General features: G+C 64.6%; 25 protein-coding genes. 13 read left to right on the forward strand and 12 right to left on the reverse strand.

The genetic code is table 11. The features are described from left to right. Positions 1-5: 5 nt before the first annotated feature. The 4 genes from ACLV8F_RS15345 to radA form a co-directional block, all read right to left on the reverse strand. Positions 6-944, reverse strand: coding sequence for a branched-chain amino acid transaminase (locus tag ACLV8F_RS15345; protein WP_411885066.1), 939 nt, complete (start codon positions 942-944; stop codon positions 6-8). A 91-nt stretch (positions 945-1,035) separates the two neighbouring features. Continuing rightward, positions 1,036-1,449, reverse strand: a complete 414-nt coding sequence (locus ACLV8F_RS15350) for a glycerate kinase (protein ID WP_411885067.1) — start codon at positions 1,447-1,449, stop codon at positions 1,036-1,038. Positions 1,450-1,516: 67 nt separating this feature from the next. Beyond that, entirely contained in the window at positions 1,517-2,314 is a 798-nt protein-coding gene (locus ACLV8F_RS15355) for a metallophosphoesterase family protein (RefSeq protein WP_411885068.1), read from the reverse strand. A gap of 19 nt (positions 2,315-2,333) precedes the next feature. Then, complete coding sequence (gene radA, locus ACLV8F_RS15360) at positions 2,334-3,713, reverse strand: DNA repair protein RadA (RefSeq protein WP_411885069.1); 1,380 nt, start codon at positions 3,711-3,713, stop codon at positions 2,334-2,336. An 89-nt stretch (positions 3,714-3,802) separates the two neighbouring features. Here radA and ACLV8F_RS15365 point away from each other — a divergent pair, with 89 nt between their 5' ends. The 5 genes from ACLV8F_RS15365 (at position 3,803) to ACLV8F_RS15385 (ending at position 7,156) form a co-directional block, all read left to right on the forward strand. Then, a complete protein-coding gene (locus ACLV8F_RS15365; RefSeq protein ID WP_411885070.1) occupies positions 3,803-4,204 on the forward strand; it encodes a 5-carboxymethyl-2-hydroxymuconate isomerase in 402 nt (133 codons plus the stop codon). Between the two features lie 89 nt (positions 4,205-4,293). Then, on the forward strand, positions 4,294-5,280 hold the full coding sequence (locus tag ACLV8F_RS15370; protein ID WP_411885071.1) for a Bug family tripartite tricarboxylate transporter substrate binding protein: 987 nt from the start codon (positions 4,294-4,296) through the stop codon (positions 5,278-5,280). Between the two features lie 84 nt (positions 5,281-5,364). Beyond that, positions 5,365-6,339, forward strand: a complete 975-nt coding sequence (locus ACLV8F_RS15375) for a 2-dehydropantoate 2-reductase (RefSeq protein WP_411885092.1) — start codon at positions 5,365-5,367, stop codon at positions 6,337-6,339. Between the two features lie 53 nt (positions 6,340-6,392). After that, positions 6,393-6,722, forward strand: a complete 330-nt coding sequence (locus tag ACLV8F_RS15380) for a FitA-like ribbon-helix-helix domain-containing protein (protein ID WP_411885072.1) — start codon at positions 6,393-6,395, stop codon at positions 6,720-6,722. Beyond that, on the forward strand, positions 6,719-7,156 hold the full coding sequence (locus ACLV8F_RS15385) for a type II toxin-antitoxin system VapC family toxin (RefSeq protein WP_411885073.1): 438 nt from the start codon (positions 6,719-6,721) through the stop codon (positions 7,154-7,156). The genes ACLV8F_RS15380 and ACLV8F_RS15385 overlap by 4 nt, the downstream gene beginning before the upstream one ends. 108 nt (positions 7,157-7,264) lie before the next feature. Here the strand turns inward: ACLV8F_RS15385 and ACLV8F_RS15390 are convergent, their stop codons facing one another. Genes ACLV8F_RS15390 through alr form a run of 3 tightly spaced genes read right to left on the reverse strand, consistent with a single transcriptional unit; the run spans position 7,265 to position 9,329 of the window. Further along, positions 7,265-7,732 (reverse strand): N-acetyltransferase family protein, encoded by a 468-nt coding sequence (locus tag ACLV8F_RS15390; RefSeq protein ID WP_411885074.1) that lies wholly within the window; start codon positions 7,730-7,732, stop codon positions 7,265-7,267. Positions 7,733-7,739: 7 nt separating this feature from the next. Continuing rightward, entirely contained in the window at positions 7,740-8,201 is a 462-nt protein-coding gene (locus ACLV8F_RS15395) for an RDD family protein (protein ID WP_411885075.1), read from the reverse strand. A 33-nt stretch (positions 8,202-8,234) separates the two neighbouring features. Then, on the reverse strand, positions 8,235-9,329 hold the full coding sequence (alr, locus tag ACLV8F_RS15400) for an alanine racemase (protein ID WP_411885076.1): 1,095 nt from the start codon (positions 9,327-9,329) through the stop codon (positions 8,235-8,237). Between the two features lie 178 nt (positions 9,330-9,507). Here alr and lplT point away from each other — a divergent pair, with 178 nt between their 5' ends. The 3 genes from lplT to ACLV8F_RS15415 are packed head-to-tail and all read left to right on the forward strand — an operon-like array spanning position 9,508 to position 12,235. Then, positions 9,508-10,788 (forward strand): lysophospholipid transporter LplT, encoded by a 1,281-nt coding sequence (lplT, locus tag ACLV8F_RS15405; RefSeq protein WP_411885077.1) that lies wholly within the window; start codon positions 9,508-9,510, stop codon positions 10,786-10,788. Continuing rightward, complete coding sequence (locus tag ACLV8F_RS15410; protein ID WP_411885078.1) at positions 10,788-11,714, forward strand: DMT family transporter; 927 nt, start codon at positions 10,788-10,790, stop codon at positions 11,712-11,714. The genes lplT and ACLV8F_RS15410 overlap by 1 nt, the downstream gene beginning before the upstream one ends. A 26-nt stretch (positions 11,715-11,740) precedes the next feature. Beyond that, positions 11,741-12,235, forward strand: a complete 495-nt coding sequence (locus tag ACLV8F_RS15415; protein ID WP_411885079.1) for a glutathione peroxidase — start codon at positions 11,741-11,743, stop codon at positions 12,233-12,235. Between the two features lie 13 nt (positions 12,236-12,248). Here the strand turns inward: ACLV8F_RS15415 and ACLV8F_RS15420 are convergent, their stop codons facing one another. Further along, positions 12,249-12,941, reverse strand: a complete 693-nt coding sequence (locus ACLV8F_RS15420) for a helix-turn-helix transcriptional regulator (protein ID WP_411885080.1) — start codon at positions 12,939-12,941, stop codon at positions 12,249-12,251. Between the two features lie 280 nt (positions 12,942-13,221). Between ACLV8F_RS15420 and ACLV8F_RS15425 the strand changes: the two genes are divergently transcribed. The 4 genes from ACLV8F_RS15425 to ACLV8F_RS15440 all read left to right on the forward strand — a co-directional run bounded on the left by ACLV8F_RS15425 (position 13,222) and on the right by ACLV8F_RS15440 (position 15,784). Next, positions 13,222-13,692: an SLATT domain-containing protein gene (locus ACLV8F_RS15425; protein WP_411885081.1), complete on the forward strand. Its 471-nt coding sequence runs from the start codon at positions 13,222-13,224 to the stop codon at positions 13,690-13,692. A 149-nt stretch (positions 13,693-13,841) separates the two neighbouring features. Further along, positions 13,842-14,495, forward strand: a complete 654-nt coding sequence (locus ACLV8F_RS15430) for a DUF4145 domain-containing protein (RefSeq protein WP_411885082.1) — start codon at positions 13,842-13,844, stop codon at positions 14,493-14,495. Between the two features lie 128 nt (positions 14,496-14,623). After that, on the forward strand, positions 14,624-15,202 hold the full coding sequence (locus ACLV8F_RS15435) for a GNAT family N-acetyltransferase (protein ID WP_411885083.1): 579 nt from the start codon (positions 14,624-14,626) through the stop codon (positions 15,200-15,202). A 51-nt stretch (positions 15,203-15,253) separates the two neighbouring features. After that, positions 15,254-15,784, forward strand: a complete 531-nt coding sequence (locus tag ACLV8F_RS15440) for a GNAT family N-acetyltransferase (protein ID WP_411885084.1) — start codon at positions 15,254-15,256, stop codon at positions 15,782-15,784. A 15-nt stretch (positions 15,785-15,799) separates the two neighbouring features. Here the strand turns inward: ACLV8F_RS15440 and ACLV8F_RS15445 are convergent, their stop codons facing one another. Beyond that, positions 15,800-16,039 carry a DUF6356 family protein gene (locus ACLV8F_RS15445; protein WP_411885085.1) on the reverse strand — a complete coding sequence of 80 codons (240 nt, stop codon included), beginning with the start codon at positions 16,037-16,039 and terminating at the stop codon, positions 15,800-15,802. A 145-nt stretch (positions 16,040-16,184) separates the two neighbouring features. Between ACLV8F_RS15445 and ACLV8F_RS15450 the strand changes: the two genes are divergently transcribed. Continuing rightward, positions 16,185-16,652 carry an Lrp/AsnC family transcriptional regulator gene (locus tag ACLV8F_RS15450; protein ID WP_411885086.1) on the forward strand — a complete coding sequence of 156 codons (468 nt, stop codon included), beginning with the start codon at positions 16,185-16,187 and terminating at the stop codon, positions 16,650-16,652. Positions 16,653-16,665: 13 nt separating this feature from the next. Here ACLV8F_RS15450 and ACLV8F_RS15455 read toward each other — a convergent pair whose 3' ends face one another. The 3 genes from ACLV8F_RS15455 to glcF all read right to left on the reverse strand — a co-directional run. Next, complete coding sequence (locus ACLV8F_RS15455) at positions 16,666-17,115, reverse strand: EVE domain-containing protein (RefSeq protein ID WP_411885087.1); 450 nt, start codon at positions 17,113-17,115, stop codon at positions 16,666-16,668. Positions 17,116-17,121: 6 nt separating this feature from the next. Further along, positions 17,122-17,496: a VOC family protein gene (locus ACLV8F_RS15460; protein WP_411885088.1), complete on the reverse strand. Its 375-nt coding sequence runs from the start codon at positions 17,494-17,496 to the stop codon at positions 17,122-17,124. Positions 17,497-17,577: 81 nt separating this feature from the next. Then, the coding region (gene glcF / locus ACLV8F_RS15465) for a glycolate oxidase subunit GlcF (RefSeq protein WP_411885089.1) at positions 17,578-18,666 on the reverse strand (1,089 nt) is incomplete at its 5' end.

An 18,666-nucleotide genomic window follows, 5' to 3' on the forward strand; every position in this document is an offset into this window, starting at 1 on the left:
CGGACTCAGACTTTGGCGAGCCAATGGGCGTATTTCGGATTGCGGCCGTTGACGATGTCAAAGAAGGCGCTCTGGATTTTTTCGGTGATGGGGCCGCGCGAGCCGGCGCCGATTTCAATGCGGTCGAGTTCGCGGATGGGCGTGACTTCAGCGGCCGTGCCGGTGAAGAAAGCCTCGTCGGCGATATACACCTCGTCGCGCGTGATGCGCTTTTGCACCAGTTCCAGACCCAGGTCCTTGCAGATGTGCAGGATGGTGTTGCGCGTGATGCCGTTGAGCGCGCCGGCCGAAAGATCAGGCGTGTACACCACGCCGCCCTTGACCACAAAGATGTTCTCGCCCGCGCCTTCGCTGACGAAACCCGAGGCGTCGAGCAGCAGCGCCTCGTCGTAGCCGTCGTCCAGCGCTTCCATGTTGGCCAGGATGGAGTTGGTGTAGTTGCTCACCGCCTTGGCCTGCGTCATGGTGATGTTGACGTGGTGGCGCGTGTAGCTGGAGGTCTTGACGCGGATGCCGCGCTTCATGCCTTCTTCACCGAGGTAGGCGCCCCAGGGCCAGGCCGCGACCATCAGGTGGATCTGGTTGCCTTTGGGCGACACGCCCAGTTTCTGTGAGCCTATCCAGGTCAGCGGGCGGATGTAGCAGGACTCGAGCTTGTTGTCGCGCACGACGGCCTTGGTGGCTTCGTTGACTTCGTCCTGGGTAAACGGAATCTTCATGCGCAGGATCTTGGCGCTGTTGAAGAGGCGCTCGGTGTGCTCTTCCAGCCGGAAAATCGCCGTGCCGCCGGTGGCGTTATAGGCGCGCACGCCTTCAAAAGCGCCGCAGCCGTAGTGCAGGGTGTGGCTCAGCACGTGGATCTTGGCGTCGCGCCAGTCGACCATCTGGCCGTCCATCCAGATTTTGCCGTCGCGGTCTGCCATGGAGGGTGCTAGTGGGGACATGATGGGATCCTTGTTCTGGGTGGGGTGATGCGGGATGACCAGGCAGGGGGCAAGCGAGAGGGCGTCGCCCGGAAAACCTGAATGACGGATTTTACGGGGCGGGCGGCGCCGCGTCCTGCGCCGGCCTGAAAAGCTCGTGGTGCGTCAGTTTGCCGCCCACAAAGGTGCAGGTGACATGCGATTCGCCGGCGTCGCCCCAGCGGAAGATCTCTGGCTGCGTGTCCTTGGGCGACAGCAGCTGGCCCAGCGCCCGCGTCATGGCTACGACGTGCATCAGCGTCATGCCGGGCTTGAGCTTGGCGTTGAGCATGACCGCGCTGTCGACATAGCCTATGGGCCGGTTGGCCGCGCGTTTCAGGACCTGCATCATGCGCGTGAAATGCAGCAGCACCCACATAACGAGGCCGGTGGCGACCGCGGCCACGCCGGCCCAGTCGTAGGTGCGGTAGGCCAATACGACGATTGCGACGCCAGCCAGGGGAACAAGGATTTTCTGGAAATTCATGGCGCTATTTTCGCAGGCCCGGCGGCCGCCCGGACTGCGGGGAGTGCGTAGGCCGTTTCAGCCCTATTCAGGCTGAACGCGCCGCCCAGCCCGTGGCCAGCGCATGCGCCCAGTCGGCGCGCCCGCGGCCCGCCGCCACCCGCGATTGCGCCAGGTGGTCATAAGGCACGGCGCGCAAGTCCACCCGCCAGCCCCCATCGGTCTTCTCGACGATGGCGTAGCGCGCATGCGGCGCGCCGTTTTCCACCACGTGGGGATGCGGGTGTTCGTCGTCATAGGCCTGAAGGCCGACGCTGCCGGGGTTGACGATGAGCACGCCGCCGCACTGCGCCAGGCGCGGCACATGGGTGTGGCCGCACAGCACCAGCGAATGCCCGGCCTGCACCGCCGCACCCAGGCGCTCCTGCACTTCACCGGCCGTGGCCGGGCGTATGCCGGTGGCATGGCCCGCGCCGCCACCGGTAAAACCCGGAACCGTGGTTTCCAGCCAGTAAATCAAATCGCTGGCCGGCGTGCCGTGGCACAGCAGCACGTCGCCACCGGCCAACTCCAGGCTGGCAGGCAGCGAGCGGATCCAGTCCAGGTGCACCGACGTAAGCTGGCCCGCCGTGTAGCCGTCGGTGCTGAGAGGGTCGAGATACTGTCCCTGGTCGATCAGTTCCAGCACCTGCCGCTCATGGTTGCCGCGAATCGTGGTGAAGTTGCGCGCCATCAGCAGGTCGGCCGTTTCGGCCGGCTGCAGCGGCCCGCTCAGGATGTCGCCGAGGTTCACGGTCTGGTCCACGCCTTGCCGCGCGATGTCGGCCAGCACGGCCTCGAGCGCCGGCAGGTTGCCGTGGATGTCGGAGATGGCGGCGAGTTTCATGGCATCTTCTCCTTGGCGCTCAGCCCAGGCCGCGCACCACGTTCATGGCCTCTTCCACCCGCTCCACGGCGTGGATGGTCAGGCCTTCAATCGGTTTTTTGGGCGCGTTGGCCTTGGGCACCACGGCCACGCTGAAGCCGAGCTTGGCGGCTTCCTTCAGGCGCTCCTGGCCGCGCGGCGCCGGCCGCACCTCGCCAGCCAGGCCGACTTCGCCAAAGGCGATAAAACCCTTGGGCAGCGGCTTGCCGCGCAGCGACGAGGTGATGGCCAGCATCACCGCCAGGTCGGCCGCCGGCTCGCTGATGCGCACGCCGCCCACGGCGTTGACGAACACGTCCTGGTCCATGCAGGCCACGCCGGCATGGCGGTGCAGCACGGCCAGCAGCATGGCCAGGCGGTCGCGGTCCAGGCCCACCGAGAGGCGGCGCGGGCTGGGCCCGCCGTTGTCGACCAGCGCCTGGATTTCGACCAGCATGGGGCGCGTGCCTTCCAGCGTCACCAGCACGCAGCTGCCGGGCACCGGCTCGCTGTGCTGGCTCAAAAAGATCGCGCTGGGATTCGCCACGCCCTTGAGGCCTTTTTCCGTCATCGCGAAGACGCCGATCTCGTTGACCGCGCCGAAGCGGTTCTTGATGGCGCGCACCAGGCGAAAGCTTGAATGCGTATCGCCCTCAAAGTACAGCACCGTGTCCACCATGTGCTCCAGCACGCGCGGGCCGGCCAGCGCGCCCTCTTTGGTCACATGGCCCACCAGCACGATGCACACGCCGCTGGACTTGGCCGCGCGCGTCAGGTGCGCCGCGCATTCACGCACCTGCGCGACCGAGCCGGGCGCCGAGGTCAGCTGGTCGGAATACACCGTCTGGATGGAGTCGATCACCGCGATCGCGGGCTGTGTGGCCTCCAGCGTGGCGAGGATTTTTTCAAGCTGGATTTCAGCCAGCACCTTGACCTGCGAACCGTCCAACCCGAGCCGGCGCGAACGCAGCGCGACCTGCGCGCCACTCTCTTCACCCGTCACGTACAAGGTGTTGAGCCCGGCGCGCTGCAGCGAATCCAGCGCCTGCAGCAGCAAGGTGGACTTGCCGATGCCCGGGTCGCCGCCTATCAGCACCACGCCGCCTTCGACGATGCCGCCGCCCAGCACGCGGTCCAGCTCCTCATGGCCGGTGGGCGTGCGCTCCATGTCGGTGGCTTCGATGTCGGACAGCGCGGTCACGTCGGAGGCCTTGGCCAGCGACTGGAACTGGCTGCTGTAGCGGTTTTTGGCCGGCGCGCCGCTTTCGGCGGCCGATTCGACCAGGGTGTTCCAGGCGTTGCAGTGCGGGCATTTGCCCAGCCATTTGGGGCTGCTGCCGCCGCATTCGCTGCAGGTGTAAATCGTTTTGTCTTTGGCCATGCGCGATGTTACTGTACAAATAACCAGCTTTTGTATTTTGGTCATGATGGCGGGCTCTGCCCTTGCACCATCCACACCCGCACCTTGCCATGCCGCACCTGAACATTCAATACACCGCCAACCTCGACGCCCTGACTGACATGGGCGGGCTTTGCAACACCCTGGCCGCCACACTGGTGGCGCTGCGCGGCGAAGACGGCGCCTCGCCGCTGTTTCCGGTCACCGGAACGCGCGTCATGGCCTGGCCGGCGCCGCATTTCGCGGTGGCCGACGGAAAACCCGGCCGGGCCTTTATCTACCTGAACCTGCTGATCACGCCGGGCCGCAGCGAAGCGCTCAAAAAGCGCGCCGGCGACGCCCTGCTGGCCGCCGCCAACGCCCACCTGGACGCTGTGTTCGCGCAGCATGCCGTCGGCATGACGCTGCACATCGACGAGGCAGCGCCGGTCTATGAAGGCAAGCGGAACAACCTGGCCGCGCACCTGGCCTGAATTCCGTTTGATGTGCACAAAGCCGCGCTTGCACAGACAATAGCTTTTTCGCCTTCCCTCCAGCCCCACCGACTCCCCGAGGACACACCATGGACATCTCCCGCCGCCAACTCATCCAGTCATCCGGCGCCGCCGCCCTGCTCGCCGGCATAGGCCAGCAAGCCTGGGCGCAGGCCATCGACAGCACCAAGGTGATCGCCGGCTTCGCGCCCGGCGGCACCGCCGACATCGTCTCGCGCCGCGTGGCCGACAAGCTGCACCCCGGCTATGCCAAAAGCGCCGTGGTCGAGAACAAGACCGGCGCGGGCGGCCAGATCGCCGTGCAGTTCGTCAAGACGGCCGCGCCCGACGGCGCGACGGTGCTGCTGACGCCCATGTCCATGCTGGGCATCTACCCCCACACCTACAAAAAGCTGCCCTACGACCCGGTGGCCGACCTGACGCCGGTCTCCGCCGCCGCCATTTTTGACTACGGCTTTGCCGTCGGCCCCATGGTGCCGGCCAGCGTGAAGACCGTGCCCGACTTCCTCGCCTGGTGCAAGGCCAACCCCGGCCAGGCCAACTTCGGCTCGCCGGCGGCCGGTTCGTCGCCGCACTTCATCGGCTCGCTGCTGGGCCGCGCCGGCAACGTGGACCTGCGCCACGTCGCCTTCCGCGGCACCCAGCCCGCGGTGCTGGACATGATTGGCGGGCAGATCGCCGCCGTGTCCGGCCCCACCGGCGAATTCACCCAGCACGTGGCGGCCGGCAAATGCCGGTTGCTGTCCACCAGCGGCCCCAAGCGCAGCCGCTTCACGCCGAACACGCCCACGCTGGTGGAGCAGGGTTTCAAGGACATGGCGTTCACCGAATGGTTCGGCTTCTTCCTGCCGGCCAAGGCGCCGCAGGACGTGGTGCAACGGCTCAACGCCGGTATCCGCAGCGCGCTGGCCTCGCAGGAGGTGATCGACGGGCTCGCGGTGTCCTACCTCGAAGTCGCGCCGACCTCGCCGGCACAACTGGCCGCGATGCTGAAGGCCGACACGGAGCTGTGGGGCCCCTTGGTGAAAGCAGTCGGCTTCACGCCTGAAGGCTAGACCTTCACCATTCCCTGATGCACAGGCGCCACCCAGCTCTGTCGGGCGGACAGTGATTGTTATGAGAGAACCATGGGCGACAGCATGAAGGTATGTATCTACGGCGCGGGCGCCATAGGCGGATGGATAGGCAGCGGGCTGGCGCGCGCCGGTTGCAGCGTCAGCGTGGTGGCGCGCGGCGCCACGCTGCAGGCCTTGCAACTGCACGGCCTGCGCCTGAACCAGGGCGGCAAGGTTACGGCGCAGGCGGTGGCTTCCAGCGCGGTGCCGGCCGATCTCGGCGTGCAGGACGTCGTGGTGCTGGCCGTCAAGGCGCCTTCACTGCCCGAGGTGGCGCGCCACATCGCCCCGCTGCTGGGCCCCAACACGCTGGTGCTGACCGCCATGAACGGCGTTCCCTGGTGGTTCTTGCAGGGTTTTGGCGGCGCGCTCGCGGGCCAGCGTTTAAGCTCGGTCGACCCCAGCGGTGAGTTGTCCCAAGCCATCCCGGCGCAGCACATCGTCGGCTGCGTGGTGCACGTGAGCTGCTCGCTCGACGAGCCCGGCCAGGTGCACCACCACTTCGGCAACAAACTCATCATCGGCGAGCCTTCGGGCGAGAAGACGGCCCGCGTGCAACAACTCGCCGCGCTGCTCGAAAAAGCCGGCTTCGAAGCGCTGGTGTCCGACCAGATCCAGAAAGACATCTGGTTCAAGCTCTGGGGCAACATGACGGTCAACCCCATCAGCGCGCTGACCGGCGCCACCACCGACCTCATCATGGGCGACGAGCTGGTGCGTGGTTTTATCTCCGGCGTCATGCTCGAAGCCAAGGAGGTCGGCGCGCGCATCGGCATCACGATAGACCAGCGCCCCGAAGACCGCCACGCCGTCACGCTCAAGCTGGGGGCCTTCAAGACCTCCATGCTGCAGGACGTGGAAGCCGGCAAGGCGGTGGAGCTCGACGCGCTGGTATCGGCCGTGCGCGAACTCGGCCAGCTGACCGGCGTGCCCACGCCCGGCACCGATGCGCTGCTGGGCCTGGCCCGGCTTCACGCCAAAGTACACGGCCTTTATTGACAAAGCGTCAAAACGGCGCCAAAGTGGAACCAGTTCTATTTTGGAGCCGCATCATGCCTAATCTGTCGATCAAAGACGTCCCCGAGGACTGGGCGCAAGCCCTGCGCCTGCGGGCTGCCCGCCATCACCGATCTCTCCAGGGGGAACTCATGGCCATGGTGGAGCAAGCGGTGACCGAGGGTTCCGCCCAGCAAGCGGATGCGCCCGGCGAACGCGGCCGGCCGCGCATCGTCGCTTATGACCAGCGCGGCTGGCCCATCGTGCGGCAAGGCTGGAAAACGCCCGAAGAAGTCGTTGCCTCCATGCGAGAGAAATTTCCCAAGCCGATAGCCGGCCAGCTCTCCAGCATCGACATCATTCGCCAGGACAGGGACAGCCGGTGAGCGGCGCGCAGCGCACCCTGCATGTGGCCGAACCACCGGCGCACTATCTTTCACGCCCGCCGCTGGTGGTCGATTGCAGCACCGTGGCCGGCGTTGTTTTCGCGGAAGAATGGCAGGAGCAGGCCCGCCAGAGCATCGATGGCCGCACGCTGCACGCACCCCACATTTTTCATTGCGAGATTGCCAGTGTGGCGGTCGAAAAAAGCCGGCGCGGCGAGCCCCACGCTTTGATCGGCCTGGTGGAGGCCAGCGAAATGGCCATTGATTTGCACCCGGTCGATCCGGTGGCCGTTGCCGAACTGGCGCTGCGTTATCAACTGTCCGCCTACGACGCCTCTTATCTCTGGTTGGCGGCCGAACTGAAATGCCCGCTGGCCACTTTCGACGGCAAGCTTGCGGCTGCCGCCACAACCCACCTGGCCAGCCTGTCCTGACACGTCACCCCCCTCCGAACACAACCAAGAGAGGCAAAACATGAAACACATAGGCGTCATATCACCGGCGCAAAGATCGCGCCACGGTGATTTGAGGGAGCGGCCGGGCTACAAGGGCTTGGCGTAAACCACAAAACCGGATTTATCCGCCACCTGGTCGTACAGCCGCATGGCCGTGTCATTGGTTTCGTGGGTTTGCCAGTACACGCGGTCGCAGCCCGCGCCCTTGGCCTTCCCGTAAACGGCTTCGATCAGCGCCTTGCCAACGCCGCGGCCGCGCACCGACTCGGCGGTGAACAAATCCTGCAGGTAGCAGACAGGCACGATGCGCGTCGTGCTGCGGTGGAACAGGTAGTGGGTCAGCCCCACAAGTTCACCGCCCGATTCGGCGACCAGCGCGTGCACTGGTTCGTACGCATCAAAAAAGCGCGACCAGGTCATGGCGGTGATCTCGCCCGCCAGCGCCGTGGGGCCTGAGCGGCCGTAGAAGCTGTTGTAGCCGGCCCAGAGGGGGAGCCATGCGGCGAAGTCCGATGGCATGACGGGACGGACAGTGATGGGAGGGGCGGATGTCATCAGCGGCTCAGGCCTCGAATTCCACGGGCCGCGTGCTGCCGGCCTTTTTGCGCACCACCACCGTGCCGGCCATCTTGTCGTGCCAGCCCTGCTTGCGCGCATCGAAGGCGACCCAGAAGAGGCCCAGGCACAGTGGAATGGTGGAAACAAAGTAGCCGACATAGCGGATCAGCAGCTGGCTGGTCGTGGGTTTGTCGCCGGTTTTGGCATCCACAATGCGCGCGGCAATCGCCATCTTCCCCGGCGTGGCCTGCCGCGTCAGCCAGAAGACCACCACCACGACGGCGGGCAGCACCCAAGAAATCAGGACGTCCATGGGGCCGTGGACAAAATCCGTGCTCTCCCAGTAGGCATCGCCGTAGATCGCCGTGAGCAAGGGATACACCAGTATGCAGAGCAACACAGTGTCGATGAGGGACGCCCAAACGCGAATCCAGAAGCCTGCGTATTCCAGTTCCGATGTATCCATGATGTCTCCCTGAATCAAGAGCGAAGAGCGGCTCTACGCCACCGCGAACGGCACGCGCTGCGCCACCGCACACATCAACTCATAGCCCACCGTGGCGCCGGCCTGCGCCACTTCGTCGATGGGCAGTTCCGCGCCCTTGGCCGAGCGGCCCCACAAGGTCACCTCGCTGCCCATGCCGGCGCCGGGCACGGGCGTGAGGTCGACCGTGATCATGTCCATGCTGACGCGGCCCACCATGCGGGTGCGCACGCCGTCCACCAGCATGGGCGTGCCGGTGCTGCAGTGGCGCGGGTAGCCGTCGGCATAACCGCAGGCGACGATGCCTATGCGCAGCGGGCCGTCGGCGGTGAAGCTGGAGCCGTAGCCCACCGTGTCGCCGGCCTTGAGTTGTTGCACGCCGATGATTTTTGACGACAGCGTCATGGTCGGCTGCAGGCCCCAGCCGGCCGCCGTGTTTTCAGGGAAATCGGGCGCGCTGCCGTAGACCAGGATGCCGGGCCGCACCCAGTCGGAGCGGCCGGCCAGCAGCGCGCCGTGGCGCAGCGTGGCGGCGCTGTTGCTCAGCGTGCGTTCGCCGGGCAGGTCGTGCGTGACGGCCTCAAAAGCCTGCAGCGCCGCAGCTATGCCCTTGGGGCCGTCGGCGTCGGAGAAGTGCGTCATCAGCGTGATCTCCTCGACCTGCGGCAGCGCGTTCAGGCGCGTCCAGGCGGCGCGAAAGCGCTCGGGCGGAAAACCCAGGCGGTTCATGCCCGAATTCATCTTGAGGAACACGCGGTGCGGCAGCTGCGTCTTGTGCGCGGCCAGCATGTCGATCTGCTCGTTGCAATGGATGGCGTGCCACAGGCCCAGGCGCGAACACAGCTCCAGGTCGCGCGCGTCGAAGCAGCCCTCCAGCAGCAGGATGGGGCCGCGCCAGTCGAGCGCGCGCAGGCGCTGCGCCTCAGCCAGGTCGATCAGGGCGAAGCCGTCGGCGCTGCGCAGCGCGTCAAAAACACGCTCGATGCCGTGGCCATAGGCATTGGCCTTGACGATGGCCCAGACCTTGGCGTCGGGCGCGGCCTCGCGCGCGCGGCCCAGGTTGTGGGCCAATGCGGCGCTGTGGATGGTGGCAAGAATGGGACGTGGCATGGCGCGGTGGTGAGGTTGGTGTGGGGTGGCCGGTTCGGCGGGCTGGGGGCAATCCGAGGGTCTTTCCGCATTCTGGCACCGCCCCCCATGCTATAAACCGGAATCGTCTGGAGACATTCACCCATATCTTGCAGCATCAGATCGGCTGATGCAGTGCCGCAATGACCACAACAGTTTAATGAAGCGCGGTTTCTACACCATCATGGCGGCCCAGTTTTTCAGCTCGCTGGCTGATAACGCGCTGTTCGTGGCCGCCGTCGAGCTGCTCAAGACCAGCGGGGCGCCCAAGTGGCAGCCGGCGGCGCTGGTCCCCATGTTTGCCCTGTTTTACGTCGTGCTCGCGCCTTTTGTGGGCGCCTTCGCCGACGCGCGGCCCAAGGGCAACGTCATGTTCGTCAGCAACGCCATCAAGGTCATCGGCTGCCTGATGATGCTGTTTGGCTCGCACCCGCTGCTGGCCTATGCCATCGTCGGCCTGGGCGCTGCCGCCTACTCGCCCGCCAAATACGGCATCCTGACCGAGCTGCTGCCGGCCTCGCAACTGGTCAAGGCCAACGGCTGGATCGAGGGGCTGACGATTTCCTCCATCATCCTGGGCGTGCTGCTGGGCGGCCAGCTGGTCGGCCACACCGTGTCCAACCTGCTGCTGTCCTTTGATTTCCCGGTTTTCGACACCGGCATCGATTCGGCGCCCGAAGCCGCCATTGCCGTGCTGATCCTGCTCTACATCATCGCCGCCTGGTTCAACACCCGCATCCCCGACACCGGCGTCGAGATGCGGCCCATGCCGCGCAACAAGCTCGAACTGCTGCCCGACTTCTGGAACTGCAACTCTGCGCTGTGGCGCGACAAGCTGGGCCAGATTTCGTTGTCCACCACCACCCTGTTCTGGGGCGTGTCGGGCAACCTGCGCTACATCGTGCTGGCCTGGAGCGCGGCCGCGCTGGGCTACAGCACCACGCAGGCCTCTTCACTGGTGGGCGTCGTCGCCATCGGCACGGCCGTGGGTGCCGTGCTGGCCTCCATGCGCATGCGCCTGGACCAGGCCACCAGCGTGATGCCGCTGGGCATCGCCATGGGCGTGCTGGTGATTTTGATGAACTTCATCGGCAACGTCTGGGTGGCCGCGCCCTTCCTGATCCTGCTGGGCGGCCTGGGCGGCTTCCTGGTCGTGCCCATGAACGCGCTGCTGCAGCACCGCGGCCACAACCTGATGGGCGCCGGCCGCTCCATCGCGGTGCAGAACTTCAACGAGCAGGCCTGCATCCTGAGCCTGGGCGCCTTCTACAGTCTCTCCACCGGCATGGGCCTGTCAGCCTTCGGCGCCATCACCGCCTTCGGCATCGTCGTGGCCGGCTTCATGTGGCTGATCCAGCGCTGGCACAAAAGCAACCTTGTCAAACACAAAGAGCAGGTCGACCACCTGCTGAGCATCGCCCGCAGCGATAAATCGCACTGATGCAGCCTGATGCCACAGGCGCCGCCGTACCCGGCGGCACGTCCAGAGCCGTTCTCGCCTTGACCCTGAACGCCTTCATTTGGGGCGTGTCCTGGTGGCCGCTGCGCCAGCTGCAGGGCCACGGCCTGCACCCGCTGTGGACCACGGCGCTGGTCTACGCGGTCGTCGTCGCCGGCCTGCTGACCCTGCGCCCGCAGGCCTGGCGCGGCTTCCTGGCCCACCCGCAGCTGTGGTTCCTGGCGGCGGCTTCAGGCATGACCAACGTCGGCTTCAACTGGGCCGTGACCGTGGGCGACGTGGTGCGTGTGGTGCTGCTGTTCTACCTGATGCCCGCCTGGTCGGTGCTGGTGGCCTGGGTCATGCTGGGTGAAAAACCCACGCCAGCTTCGCTGCTGCGCCTGCTGCTGGCCATGGCCGGCGTGCTGGTGGTGCTCAAAACACCCGAGTCGCCCTGGCCCGTGCCGCAAAGCGGCGCCGACTGGCTGGCCATCATGGGCGGCTTCAGCTTCGCGGTGACCAACGCCGTGCTGCGCAAATACAAACACACGCCCAGCGAATCGCGCATGCTGGCCATGTTCGGCGGCAGCGGCCTGATGGCGGCTTGTGCCGCGCTGGCCGGCATGTCGCAGGCCATCGTGCCCGCGCCGGCGCTGGCCGCGGCCGGCATTCCCATCGTGCTGGGGCTCGCGGTGGCCTTTATGGCCAGCAACGCCGGCCTTCAGTACGGCGCCGCGCGCCTGGCCTCCGCCACCACGGCCATCGTGATGCTGACCGAAATTTTGTTTGCCAGCCTGTCCTCGGCCGCGCTGGGCGCCGCCGAACTCACGCCGCGCGTGTTGCTGGGCGGCGCCCTGATTGTGCTGGCCGCGGTGCTGGCCGCCATGGCACCTACCCAAAGCGCAGCGAGCGGTGCAGAATCGCATTGAAGCAGCATTCAACCAGGAGACACGCCATGAGCGCAGCAAAAACGGTTTACGACTTCCAGGCCAAAGACATTACTGGCAAAGACATTGCGCTGGACGCCTTCAAGGGCAAGGTCATGCTGATCGTCAACACCGCCAGCAAATGCGGCTTCACGCCGCAGTTCGCCGGGCTCGAAGAGCTGTACAAACAATACGCCGGCAAAGGCCTGGCGGTGGTGGGATTTCCCAGCAACCAGTTTCTGTCGCAAGACCCCGGCAGCGACGACCAGATCGCCGAGTTCTGCCAGGTCAACTACGGCGTGAGCTTTCCCATGATGTCCAAGATCGACGTCAACGGCCCCGCCGCGCACCCGCTGTACCAGTGGCTATCGGCCGAAGCGCCCGGCCTGCTCGGCAGCAAGGCCATCAAATGGAACTTCACCAAGTTCCTGGTCGGCAAGGACGGGAAAGTCATACGGCGTTATGCGCCGAGCGACAAGCCGGCGGATCTAGGCAAGGATATTGAAGCGGCGCTCGCAGCCTGAGCTTGATTGCGGCTCAGGCCGGTTTGGGTTGGGACTTCACCGAGCGCAGGTAGTCAGCCAAGGTGCGGCCGGCCTCATGGCCCACGCGCTGGTCCAGCACATTCACCTCGGACATGCGGTCCACCCGAAAGCTGCGAAAGTCCTTCCGGGCTTCACACCAGGCCCCCAGCGTCCAGACGCTGCCCCAGTAAAAACAACCCAGCGGCCAGAGCACGCGCCGGCTTTCCCGCCCAGCCCCGTCAAGGTAGCGCACCTCCACCTTGCGGCGCGCATGCACGGCCTCGCGCAGCAGCTGCAAGCTGAGCTGCGTGGCCTCATCGGGATTGATCACCACCGCATACAGCGGCACACCCTCGGCCGCCGCGCGCTCGGCCGGCGGCAGCACCGACACAATCTTGCTCCAGGCCGCCTCCGCATCACCGGCCATGGCCGGATCCAGCCAGGCCTGCGCCAGCCGCACCGAAGCGGCCAGCGCATTGGCCTCCTTTTGCGTGAACATCAGCGGCGGCAAATCAAAACCCGCACCCAGCCGGTAGCCGACACCGGCCTCGCCCTCGATCGGCACACCCTGGTGCTGCAGGTCGGCCACGTCGCGGTAAATCGTGCGCTCGGAGACTTCGAGGCGCTTGGCCAGGAATTCGGCGGTGCTTAAACGCCGGCCGCGTATCAGCTGGACGAGATGGAAGAGGCGGTCGGCGCGGCGCATGGTGGGTCGGGTAGTTGAAGGATTGCAGCTTACCGCGCGCCAAAATAGCATTCGCAATAAGAGCTTATGGTGCGGATACTAATTGTGCAAACTACCCTGCAGCAGCTTCATGGGCTACTGCGATATCTCACGAAAATTTGATGTCTATGTAAATAGGCAATATATTCTTTCAATCCCAGCGTGCAAGTGGCTTACAGGAGTGTTTGATGCCCAGATTAGATTGCAATTGCCAGCTCATGTCGCAGGGTTTACGGCACACATTACCTTAGGCTGCACAACCATGTCTTCACGCCTTGTCGCTCTCCGCTGGTATGAACGCGCGTCAACCGTTGCGTATCGGCATTACCAGACTGCTCAGCGCTACTCACGCTTAAATTTCATCTTTGGATTACCCACGGTTATTTTCGCGACTGTTGTGGGAACGTCCGTGTTCGCAACACTCCAGGCTAAGCCGGAATTCTGGTGGCAGGTGTCGGTAGGTGTCATGAGCATTGCAGCGGCGATACTTTCGGCGCTGCAGTCTTTCCTTGGTTTTAATGACAAGGCTGAGAAGCACCGCACAGCTGGGTCTCGATACAACATGGTCGGACGCGAACTTGAACTCTGGTTAGCGCAACCACAGGAAGATTTAGGGGCATTGGAGTCAATCCGGCAGCGCGTTGACGCTCTCGCGCAAGAGTCGCCACACATTCCAGCGGGCACCTATTCAAACTTGCCGGATGCCGAGAAGAGTCTGCTGTGGAAACAATAGGTAGGCGGACAAATTGGCCGGGCCACACCGCAAACTATGGCAGCTCTAGTCGCATACAAGTCCGTGCAGCAGCGACCTGATAATTTCTTCAAATCGCACCCGCTTCGCGAGCCAAGCCGATTCGGGCATTAGGCGTTCCCGGAGATATCATGGCCCGCATCGAATCCATTCAAGCCCATTGCAATGCCTGCGGCGGTTTGCGTAATCACCGTGTGCTAAAAAAACTGTCAAAGTCCTCGGAAGATGGGCGCTACGCAGTGTGGAGCGAGTCCGAGTACATGCTGCTTCAGTGCGCTGGTTGCGAACAGTTGCGACTTCGTCATCGATCTTGGTTTAGCGAAGAGACTGATGAAGATGGTCGCCCACTCATGAATGAAGCCTACTACCCACCTTCCATCTACCGTCCTCAGCCGACGTGGTTTACGCTGCTAGATCGCGAGTGGCACATAACAAAACTGCTGCAGGAGATCTACAACGCACTTCAGAACAGCGCACCTGCTCTGGCCTCAATGGGTCTCCGCGCAGTCATTGAAGCCATCATGATCGATAAAGTCGGGGACGGTGGATCTTTTGCTGAAAATCTGAAAAAATTTCACAGCGAAGGTTACATATCGAAAGTGCAACACGCCGCCCTCTCGGCAGCCCTCGAGCTGGGCCACGCAAGCATCCATCGGGGCCACATACCAGACGGCTTTCAACTCGAAACAGCACTCGATATCACAGAGAACCTCGTTCACGGACTCTATGTTATTCAACATCGCGCCCAGGCGAGTGTTCGCAACCTTCCTGGAAGGAAGACCTAGCGCCGCTATTCAGTCGACATGCCAACATTAAGCCTCGCAAGTACAAATTTTCGACCTCAGTGCGACTGCCGATGTTTAACAAACCATCTCTGCGCTGCTTATAAATATCGGTCCACTCGCCTACCCCCATGAAGCTCACCGTCCGCCCCCTCACGTCCGAGCGCTGGCCCGATCTTGAAGCGCTGTTCAACGCCAAGGGCTGTTCGGTGGCGCGCGGCTGCTGGTGCATGTTTTACCGGCGAAGCGGCGAGCGCGGGCCGTTGCCTGCGGGCACCACGGCGGCACAGGCCAATCGCGCCGACCTCAAGAAACTCACCCATGGTGATACGCCACCCGGCCTGATCGGCTATCGCGGCAAGGTGCCGGTCGGCTGGGTCTCGCTGGGGCCGCGTGAGGATTACGCCAAACTGAAACGCTCACCCGTGATGAAGCCGGTCGACGAACTGGCGGTCTGGTCCATCCTCTGTTTTGTCGTGCCTTCCGAACATCGCGGCCAGGGTGTCGCGCGGGCGCTGCTGGACGGGGCCATCGCCTATGCCCAAAAGCAGGGCGCGACGCTGCTGGAGGCTTACCCCGTGGACAAGCCCGGCCGCTCCCATGACGACTTCATGTGGTTCGGCGCGAAGTCCATGTTCGATGATGCCGGGTTTGAAGAAGTGGCGCGACGCAAGCCGCAGCGGCCTGTTGTGCGGCTCAAGCCTGCCTGAGTGCAATCCCTTTAACCGTTAAGCCGCTTGCTTGAACCCCGCTTGAACACCATGATGAACACACCACCCAGGTCGCTGCGCCGCCTGCACTCCGTGACGGATGCGCAGATCACCGAACTCGCCGACCTGCTGGTCGACTGCGTGGAAGGCGACGCCTCAGTGAGTTTTATGCACCCTCTTTCGCGCGGGCACGCCGAAGCCTTCTGGCGCGGCGTGGCCGAGGGCGTGGCGGCGGGCGAACGCGCGCTGCTGGTGGCCGAGGACGCGCATGGCATTTGCGGCACGGTGCAGCTGGTGCTGGCCCAGCCGGAGAACCAGCCGCACCGCGCCGACCTGGCCAAGATGCTGGTGCACCGCCGCGTGCGCCGCCAGGGGATGGGCGAGGCCTTGATGCGTGCCGCCGAAAGCATGGCGCGCGATTGCGGCAAGACGCTGCTGGTGCTGGACACCGTGACCGGCGACAGCGGCGAGCGGCTGTACCAGCGCCTGGGCTGGCAGCGTGTGGGGGTGATTCCCGGCTATGCGCTGCTGCCGCGCGGCGGGCTGGTGGGCACGACGGTGTTTTACCGCGAGCTGGGCTGACGGAAGCGTTCGCCGCTATTGCGGGGCTTGTTGGGCTTGCTTGCCGGCGCGGTGAAGGACCATGCGCTCATGCAGGCGGGTGACGATGCGGCTTCCCGTCCTGACGAAGAAGAAGGGGAAAAGGCCGTGGATGAACGCGGCGATGGCGGCCGACAGCAGCGGCACGGCAAATGAAAAAGACGCGGACATGTGCTCGAAATAGCTCTCGCCTACGGAGTCAGGGTGTTCCTTGAACAGCTGGAGAATTTTTTCCATGGTCGTATCCCTAGGTTTTTGGGGTGCGCGCGCCCGCTTGTATTGATGCCTGGCCGGAATCATAGGCCTGCCGATCGAGAAATAACTTGCAAATTCAGCTATAAATCCCCTCATAATTAGAATTAATTTCCAATAATTCGGCTGTATGGACAAAAAAGATGTTCTGATTCTGGAGTTGTTGCAGGGCGACGCTTCGCTGGGCCTGAATGAACTGGCGCAGGCGGTGAGCCTTTCACCGACACCCTGCTGGCGGCGAATCCAGAAGCTGCGCGACGAAGGCGTCATCAAGCAGCAGGTCACCTTGTGCGACCCGGTCAAACTCAACCTGGGCCTGACCGCCTTCGTGAGCATCCGCGCGAGCCTGCACAACGATGCGTGGACCCAGCGCTTCGTCAAAGGCATCGTCGCCATCCGCGAGGTCGTGGAGGTCTACCGCATGTCGGGCGACATCGACTACCTGCTCAAGGTCGTGGTGCCCGACATTGCCGGTTACGACAGCGTCTACAAGCGCCTGATCAAAGTGGCCGAACTGCAGGACGTGAGTTCGGGCTTTGTGATGGAGGTGGTCAAGCACACCACCGCGCTGCCCCTGGATTACGCGCTTCAGGCTTGAGGGGCCGGGCGCTTCAAAACCCCAGCATCGCGCCATCGGCCCGCATGGCCTGCGCAATCAGCCGCATGTCGTGCTCGCTGATCTCAAACAAGCCGAAACGGAATTTGTAGCCCCAGCGCTGGCGGTTCTCCACAAACTCGAAGTCATCGAGCAAGGGCAGGATGGAGGCCTCCTGCGCGGCCACATAGGCCACGTCACGCCGGAAGGGCACAAAGCCGCCGCCCGCGTCAAAGGCATAGGGTTCGCCGGCCTGCACCACGCCGATGGAGACAAAGCGCTGGAGCTTGTCCTTGCCGCCCATGGCCAGCGTGGATGAGTAATAAGCCACGCGGTCCCCGGCCAACACGCGCTTGAGCGGCGCGCATTTGCCGTGGCACACCTGCATGTAGCCCGTGGCCGGATTCTCACACCCACGCCGCGCATGCTCTGCGCTGGCGACGGCAATCCAGTTCTTGCGGCCCATCGCGGTTCAGGCCAGGGCGTGCAGGCCGACGCGGTTGCCGTCCAGGTCGGTGATGTGCGCAAAAAAGCCCATGCCGGGCGGCAGCGCCTGGCGCGGCAGGGCAAGCTTGCCGCCGGCCTTGAGGGCGCGCGCCAGCGCGGCGTCGAGCGAGGGCGAAGCGTCGAGGTAGATCAAGGTGCCGCCGGACGCCGGTGCAGGCGCCGTGGGACCGGCCAGGATCGCGCCGCCCACGCCCTCTTGCGCTTCATAGGGAAACACCGCGCCTTCCGAGGGCCCCATGGTTTCGCGGCGCATTTTGCAGCCGAGTACGGTTTCGTAGAAGGCCTGGGCTTTGTCCAGTTGGGTGCTGGGGATTTCAAACCAGCTGATGGCGTTTTTCATGAATGGCTCCTTGTGTGAAAGAAGCCTCGATGGTGCGGACCTGCTACTGACAACGTCATGTCAGCAGCCTTGCCCGGAGCGCTACTGAGTCAGCGCCTCATCCAGCACTTCCACCCAATGCCGCACCGGCGTCGCCGTGCCGCTTTGCAGATGCGTGATGCAGCCGATATTGGCGGAGATGATGGTTTCGGGCGCCGCGGCCTGCAGATTGGCCAGCTTGCGGTCGCGCAACTGGTAGGCGATGTCGGGCTGCAGCACGGAATAGGTTCCCGCCGAGCCGCAGCACAGGTGCGATTCGGTGGCGGCCAGCGTCACCTTGAAGCCAAGCGCATGCATCAGTGTCTCGACGCCGCCGCGCAACTGCTGGCCGTGCTGCAGCGTGCAGGGCGGGTGGAACACCAGCGCGCCGGCCTTGGCGCCGACCTTGCCTTGAAGTTCGCCGACCAGCTCGGGCATCAGCTCGCTGAGGTCGCGTGTGAGTTCGCTGATGCGCGCCGCCTTGGCGGCGTAGGCCGGGTCGTCCTTGAGCATGTGGCCGTATTCCTTGACGGTGACGCCGCAGCCGGAGGCGTTCATGACGATGGCTTCCACACCTTCAGCGGCCGAGACATGCGGCCACCAGGCGTCGATGTTGCGCCGCATCTCGGCCTTGCCGCCTTCGTGGTCGTTGAGGTGGAACTTGACGGCGCCGCAGCAGCCGGCCTTGGGCGCAACCAGCGTCTGGATACCGGCCGCGTCGAGCACGCGAGCGGTCGCGGCATTGATGTTGGGCATCATGGCCGGCTGCACGCAGCCTTCGAGCATCAGCATCTTGCGCGCGTGCGTGCGCCGGGGCCAGGCGCCTGCCGCCTGCTTGGGCGGCACCTTGTTCTTGAGGGCCGCGGGCAGCAGGCCGCGCACGGCCTGGCCAGCTTTCATCGCGGGCGCGAACAGCGGCGAAGGCAGGCCTTCTTTCAGCGCCCATCGCAAGGCCTTCTCGCCGGCCGGGCGCGGCACGCGCTCGTCAACCAGCTTGCGGCCTATGTCGACCAGGTGGCCGTACTCCACGCCGCTGGGGCAGGTGCTCTCGCAGTTGCGGCAGGTGAGGCAACGGTCCAGGTGCAACTGGGTTTTGCGCGTGGGCGCTTCGCCTTCGAGCACCTGCTTGATCAGGTAGATGCGGCCGCGCGG

It is taken from the genome of Polaromonas sp. YR568, assembly GCF_943369675.1.
In the GTDB taxonomy this organism is placed as follows: Bacteria; Pseudomonadota; Gammaproteobacteria; order Burkholderiales; family Burkholderiaceae_C; genus Polaromonas.